Annotated in this window: 6 protein-coding genes; all 6 read right to left on the bottom strand. The window is 73.0% G+C overall.

The features are described 5' to 3' along the window. Nucleotides 1-342: 342 nt before the first annotated feature. Nucleotides 343-786 (bottom strand): type II 3-dehydroquinate dehydratase, encoded by a 444-nt coding sequence (aroQ, locus tag FNX44_RS22810; RefSeq protein ID WP_143650668.1) that lies wholly within the window; start codon nucleotides 784-786, stop codon nucleotides 343-345. Then, nucleotides 783-1,877, bottom strand: a complete 1,095-nt coding sequence (gene aroB / locus FNX44_RS22805) for a 3-dehydroquinate synthase (RefSeq protein WP_143650669.1) — start codon at nucleotides 1,875-1,877, stop codon at nucleotides 783-785. The genes aroQ and aroB overlap by 4 nt, the downstream gene beginning before the upstream one ends. A 32-nt stretch (nucleotides 1,878-1,909) precedes the next feature. Next, the gene (locus FNX44_RS22800) at nucleotides 1,910-2,464 is read right to left on the bottom strand and encodes a shikimate kinase (protein ID WP_323369590.1); all 555 of its coding nucleotides are present in this window, start codon (nucleotides 2,462-2,464) and stop codon (nucleotides 1,910-1,912) included. Further along, nucleotides 2,461-3,645 (bottom strand): chorismate synthase, encoded by a 1,185-nt coding sequence (gene aroC / locus FNX44_RS22795; RefSeq protein WP_143650667.1) that lies wholly within the window; start codon nucleotides 3,643-3,645, stop codon nucleotides 2,461-2,463. The genes FNX44_RS22800 and aroC overlap by 4 nt, the downstream gene beginning before the upstream one ends. Before the next feature lie 127 nt (nucleotides 3,646-3,772). Next, nucleotides 3,773-4,639 (bottom strand): shikimate dehydrogenase, encoded by an 867-nt coding sequence (locus FNX44_RS22790; RefSeq protein ID WP_143650666.1) that lies wholly within the window; start codon nucleotides 4,637-4,639, stop codon nucleotides 3,773-3,775. Then, nucleotides 4,636-5,896: endolytic transglycosylase MltG (gene mltG, locus FNX44_RS22785; RefSeq protein ID WP_143650665.1), on the bottom strand; the 1,261-nt coding region annotated here is incomplete at its 5' end. The genes mltG and FNX44_RS22790, both read right to left, overlap by 4 nt.

The following is a 5,896-nucleotide window of genomic DNA, read 5'->3' as shown; positions in this document are numbered from 1 at the left end:
GGCGGGACCGGCTGCGGAGACCGCTGCGGCATCCCGTGGTGGCCGGGCGCCAGGTGGTGCGCCCCGCCGGGCCGCTGCGGCGCCCGGGCCGCGTCGGTGGCGGCGTCCTGGGGTGGGACGGGCCGCTGCCCCCCGTAGTGCTGCATCCGTGCCCGCTCCCGTGTCTCCCGGCGCCCTGCGCGCCGTCCTCCCTCTTACCGAACGGTACCTGGCGGGCCGTCGCGGTGTGAACCTGCGGTTGACCCGGCCAGGACCGTGACGGGCCGGGGGCGTGCTTCGAAAGTAGCGTCGTCCGCCCCGACGGGACTTTCGAAGCACGCCCCTAGTCGCCGAGTTCGTCCGCTAGTCGCCGAGTTCGTCCGCGAGGGCGTGCAGGGCGAGCAGGTAGGAGCCGATGCCGAAGCCGGCGATCGTGCCGGAGGCGACGGAGGCGACGACCGAGGTGTGCCGGAACTCCTCCCGGCCGTGCGGGTTGGAGATGTGCACCTCGATCAGCGGCGCGGTGCGCTGGGCCGCGGCGTCGCGCATGCCGTAGGAGTAGTGCGTGAAGGCGCCGGGATTGAGCACGACGGGCAGCCGCTCGTCGGCCGCCTCGTGCAGCCAACGGATCATCTCGCCCTCGTCGTTGGTCTCCCTGACCTCGACCGCCATGCCGAGCCCGCGGCCGACCTCCACGCAGCGCTCGACCAGTCCGGTGTAGGAGGTGGAGCCGTAGACGTCCGGTTCGCGCGAGCCGAGACGGCCCAGGTTGGGGCCGTTGAGCACCAGGACCCGGCGGGCGCTCACGCGGCGATCTCCGCGTGCGCGGCCAGCAGCATGGCCGGGTCCGGGTTCTCCAGCACGGTGGGCTTGCCGAGGCCGTCCAGCACGATGAAGCGCAGCCGGTCGCCGCGGGTCTTCTTGTCGACCTTCATGGTCTCCAGCAGCCGCGGCCACTGGTCGCCGCGGTAGGTGACGGGCAGCCCGACCGACCGCAGGACCGAGCGGTGCCGTTCGGCGGTCGCGTCGTCCAACCGGCCCGCGATGCGGCCGAGTTCGGCGGCGAAGACCATGCCGACGGCGACGGCCGCGCCGTGCCGCCACTCGTAGCGCTCGTTCTTCTCGATGGCGTGGGCGAGGGTGTGGCCGTAGTTCAGGATCTCGCGCAGGCCCGACTCCTTGAGGTCGCTGCCGACGACCTCGGCCTTGACCCGGATGGACCGTTCGATCAGCTCCGCCGTGTGCGGGCCGTCGGGGCCGCGCGCCGCCTTCGGGTCGCTCTCGATCAGGTCGAGGATCACGGGGTCGGCGATGAAGCCGGCCTTGATGATCTCCGCGAGTCCGCTGACGTAGTCGTGCACCGGCAGGCTCTCCAGCGCGGCCAGGTCGCACAGCACTCCGGCGGGCGGGTGGAAGGCGCCCACCAGGTTCTTGCCCTCGGCGGTGTTGATGCCGGTCTTGCCGCCCACGGCCGCGTCGACCATGCCCAGCACGGTGGTCGGCACGGCGATCCAGCGCACGCCGCGCAGCCAGGTCGCCGCGACGAAGCCGGCCAGGTCGGTGGTGGCGCCGCCGCCGACGCCGACGATGACGTCGGTGCGGGTGAAGCCGGTCTGACCGAGCGCCTTCCAGCAGTAGGCGGCGACCTCGGCCGTCTTGGACTCCTCGGCGTTGGGCAGCTGCACCGCGATGGCCTCGTAGCCCTGCGCAGCCAGGTCCTCCCGCAGCACCTGGCCGGTCTCGGCCAGCGCCTCGGGGTGCAGCACGGCGACCCGCCGGGCCTGGTCTCCGATCAGCGCCGGCAGCTCGCCGAGGAGCTGCCGGCCGATCAGCACGTCGTAGGGGTCGGTGCCCGCGCTGCCGGGGACGGTGATGCGGATGGGCGTGTTGATGGTCATGCCTTCCTCAGCGCTCATACCTGTGTTGCCTGTCATGGCCTGCTCAGCTCCAGGGCGCCGAGGATCTCCTCGGCGACCTCCTCGGGGGTGCGGCCCTGGGTGTCCACGACCGCCCGGGCTACCTCCGTGTACAGCGGCAGCCGCTCCTCCATCAGCCGGCGCCACTGCTGGCGCGGGTTGACCGCGAGCAGCGGGCGGGGCGCGTCGAGACCGGTGCGCCGCACGGCCTCGGCCACGTCCATGGTGAGCAGGACGACCGGCCGGTCGGCGAGGCGGCGGCGGGTCTCCTCGGCCATCACCGCTCCCCCGCCGAGGGCGAGCACGCCGTCGTGCTCGGCCAGCGCGGTGGCCACCGCCTGCCGCTCCAGCGCCCGGAAGTGGTCCTCACCCTCGTCGAAGAAGATCTCCGCGACAGGCTTGCCGGCAGTCGCGACCACATCCTCGTCGGTGTCGCGGAACTCGGTGCCCAGCCGCTCGGCGAGCAGCCTGCCGACGGTGGTCTTGCCGACGCCCATGGGGCCGACGAGGACCACCCGCGGCCCGCGCGACGTCGGGTCCTGGGCGTCCGGACTGTCGTCGGCGGTCACCGGATGGCCAGGTTGTCCAGGAAGCCGCGCACGTTGCGGCGGGTCTCGGTGACGCTGTCACCGCCGAACTTCTCCGCGACCGCGTCGGCGAGCACCAGCGCCACCATGGCCTCGGCGACGATGCCGGCCGCCGGGACCGCGCACACGTCGGAGCGCTGGTGGTGGGCCTTGGCCGGCTCGCCGGTGGTGACGTCCACGGTGCCCAGCGCCCGGGGGACCGTCGCGATCGGCTTCATCGCGGCCCGCACGCGCAGCAGTTCACCGGTGGTCAGGCCTCCCTCGGTGCCGCCGGAGCGGCCCGAGGAGCGGCGGATGCCGTCGTCGGTGGGCACGATCTCGTCGTGCGCCTTGGAGCCGGGGACGCGGGCCAGTTCGAAGCCGTCTCCGACCTCGACGCCCTTGATCGCCTGGATGCCCATCAGCGCGGCGGCGAGGCGTGCGTCCAGGCGGCGGTCCCAGTGCACGTGGGAACCGAGGCCGACCGGTACGCCGTACGCCAGGACCTCCACGACGCCGCCCAGGGTGTCGCCGTCCTTGTGCGCCTGGTCGATCTCGGCGACCATCGCCTTGCTCGCGCCCTCGTCCAGCGCGCGCACCGGGTCGGCGTCCAACCGCTCGACGTCGCCGGGCACCGGCACCACGCCCTGCGGGGCCTTGGCGGAGCCGAGTTCGACGACGTGCGAGACGATCTCGATGCCGCACGTCTCCTTCAGGTAGGAACGGGCGACGGTGCCGAGCGCCACCCGGGCCGCGGTCTCCCGTGCGGAGGCGCGCTCCAGCACCGGGCGGGCCTCGTCGAAGCCGTACTTCTGCATACCGGCGAGGTCGGCGTGGCCGGGGCGCGGCCGGGTGAGCGGGGCGTTGCGCGCCAGTTCGGCCAGCACGGCGGGGTCCACCGGGTCGGCGGACATGACCTGCTCCCACTTGGGCCACTCGGTGTTGCCGACCATGATCGCGACCGGGGAGCCGAGGCTGAGGCCGTGCCGGACGCCGCCCAGGAAGGTGACCTCGTCGCGCTCGAACTTCATCCGGGCACCGCGTCCGTAGCCGAGCCTGCGGCGGGCCAGGGCGTCGGCCACCATCTCGGTGGTGACCGGCACGCCGGACGGCAGTCCCTCCAGCGTCGCCACGAGCGCGGGGCCGTGTGACTCCCCTGCGGTCAGCCAGCGCAAGCTACTCAACGGGTGCTCCTTGGGTTCCGGGCGCGAAGTGCTTGCCTTGATCCTGCCACGTTCCGGCCCCGCGCCCGGACTCCGGTCCGTCTGGCGGACGGCTCGCGCGTCGGTCGGCAGACGGCTCGCGCGCCGGTCAGACGGAGTGCTCGCGCAGCGCGGCGCGGGCGGCCAGCGCGGCCTCCCCGGCCGCGCGCATCGCGGCCAGCGGCGCCTCGGGCACGCCCGTCATCATCTCGACCTGGAGCACGGCCTGGTGGACCAGCAGGTCGAGGCCGCCCAGGACATCGCCGCCGCGCGCGGACCAGGCCGCGGCAAGCGGCGTCGGCCACGGCTCGTAGAGCACGTCGAAGAGCGTGCCGGGCCGCTCCGGGACGGCGTCGACCAGCGCGTCCGTGCTGCCCGCCGGAGTGGTGGCGACGACCAGCGGGGCCCGCAGCGCACGCGCGGCGTCCGCCCAGTCCGCCGTACGGACCTCGACGCCCAGCCGCTCTCCCCAGCCGCGCATCTCGGCGGCCCGCTCGGGCGAGCGCACATAGGCGGTGACCTCGCCGTCGCAGATCCGGGCGAGCGCGGCGAGCGCGGAGGAGGCGGTGGCACCGGCGCCCAGCACGGCGGCCTCCGGTACCCGCGTGACGCCCCGCTCGGCGAGCGCGGCCACCAGCCCGGGCACGTCCGTGTTGTCGCCGACACGGCGGCCGTCGTCGGTGAAGACGACCGTGTTGACTGCCTCGATGGCGGCGGCCGTCTCACCGATCTCGTCGAGCAGCGGGATCACGGCCCGCTTGAGCGGCATGGTCAGGGACAGGCCGGCCCACGGGCCGCTCAGCTCGCCCAGGAAGGGGCGCAGGGTGCGCTCGGTGACCTCGAAGCGGTCGTAGGTCCAGTCGGTCAGGCCCAGTTCGCGGTAGGCGGCCCGGTGCAGTTCGGGCGAGAGGGAGTGCCCGATGGGTGAACCGAGCACCGCCGCGCGCCTGGCCCGGCCTGTCGTCTGCCCGGTCATTCCCCCGCCTCCCGCTTCTTGCGCTGCTCCTCGTTGAAGTCGCGCACGTTCTTGTTGTGATCGGCGAAGTCCGAGGTGAACCGGGTGTCACCGGGCTTGACGGTGACGAAGTACAGCCAGTCGCCCTTGGTGGGGTTGAGCGCGGCCTCGATCGCCTGGTGGCCGGGGTTGTCGATGGGGCCAGGCGGCAGCCCGGCGTTGCGGTAGGTGTTGTACGGGTGGTCGAGCTTGGTGTCCGTCACCGACACGTCGAGCGTGGAGCGGCCGAGCGCGTAGTTGATGGTGGAGTCGAAGTCGAGTTTGCCGTTGGTGGCGCTGTTGCCGGGTTCGAGCCGGTTGTAGATGACCCGGGAGACCTTGCCGAACTCCTCGTCCTCCTGGGCCTCCGCCTGGATGAGCGAGGCGATGATCAGCACCTCGTAGGGCGACCGGTTCACCTTGCGGGCGTTTGTCTCCAGGTCGACCTTCCGGAACTCGGCCTTGGCGCGTTTCACCATCTCCTTCAGCACCTCGGCCGGCTCGGAGTTCTTGGTGACGCTGTAGCGCGACGGGAAGAGGAAGCCCTCCACCTTGCCGTTCGCCCACGACGGCAGTCCGAGATCGGTCTTCTCCGCGGCCTTCTCCGTGGTGCCCTCGGGCGACTCCGTGCGCTCGTCGATCAGTTGGTAGATCCTGCTCGCCCGCAGCCCCTCGGGGATGATCAGCCCGCTCTGGCTGGCCGGGTTGAGCATCAGTTCGACGGCGGCCGCGGCCGACATCTCCTTGCGCATCACGTAGGTGCCGGCCTGGATCCGCAGCGCGTCCTGGTTCCTCGCGGACGCCGAGACGAACGCGGCGGCGCTCTTGACCACGCCCTCCTGTTCGAGGATGCGGGCGATGGTGCCGAGGTTGGCGCCTTCGGGAACCGTCACCTGCACCTCGCCGCTGCCCTGCCCTGCGTAGTCGGGCGCGCTGGCGAAGCGCTCCTTGTAGAGGGTGTAGGCGTAGTAGCCGGCTCCGCCGACGCCGCCGACCAGGACAACCGCGACGATCAGGCAGGCCATGCCGTTCTTGCGGCGCGCGCTGCCCCGCCGCGAGCGGCCCGACCGGCGGCCTCCGTCGTGGGGTCCGTCGCCGTCGTCGACGTCCTCGTCGGGGTCGGTGCCGTCGGGACCGAGGTCGGCGGGCTCGTCCGGCTCTTCGGCGGCGCGGCGGCGGCCGGCGCGGCCCGTCCGGGGCCCGGCCTTCTCGGGGGCGTCGTCGTGCGGGGAGTGGGCG

The sequence above is a fragment of the Streptomyces alkaliterrae genome, from assembly GCF_007097205.2.
GTDB classification, from domain to species: Bacteria; Actinomycetota; Actinomycetes; order Streptomycetales; family Streptomycetaceae; genus Streptomyces; species Streptomyces alkaliterrae.
This window is presented reverse-complemented; position numbering and strand designations above follow the sequence as displayed.

What these genes read in the sequence shown, in the direction of transcription:
- aroB (WP_143650669.1), bottom strand. Translation starts at nt 1,877, where the DNA reads ATGACCATCAACACGCCCATCCGCATCACCGTCCCCGGCAGCGCGGGC.
- FNX44_RS22790 (WP_143650666.1), bottom strand. Translation starts at nt 4,639, where the DNA reads ATGACCGGGCAGACGACAGGCCGGGCCAGGCGCGCGGCGGTGCTCGGT.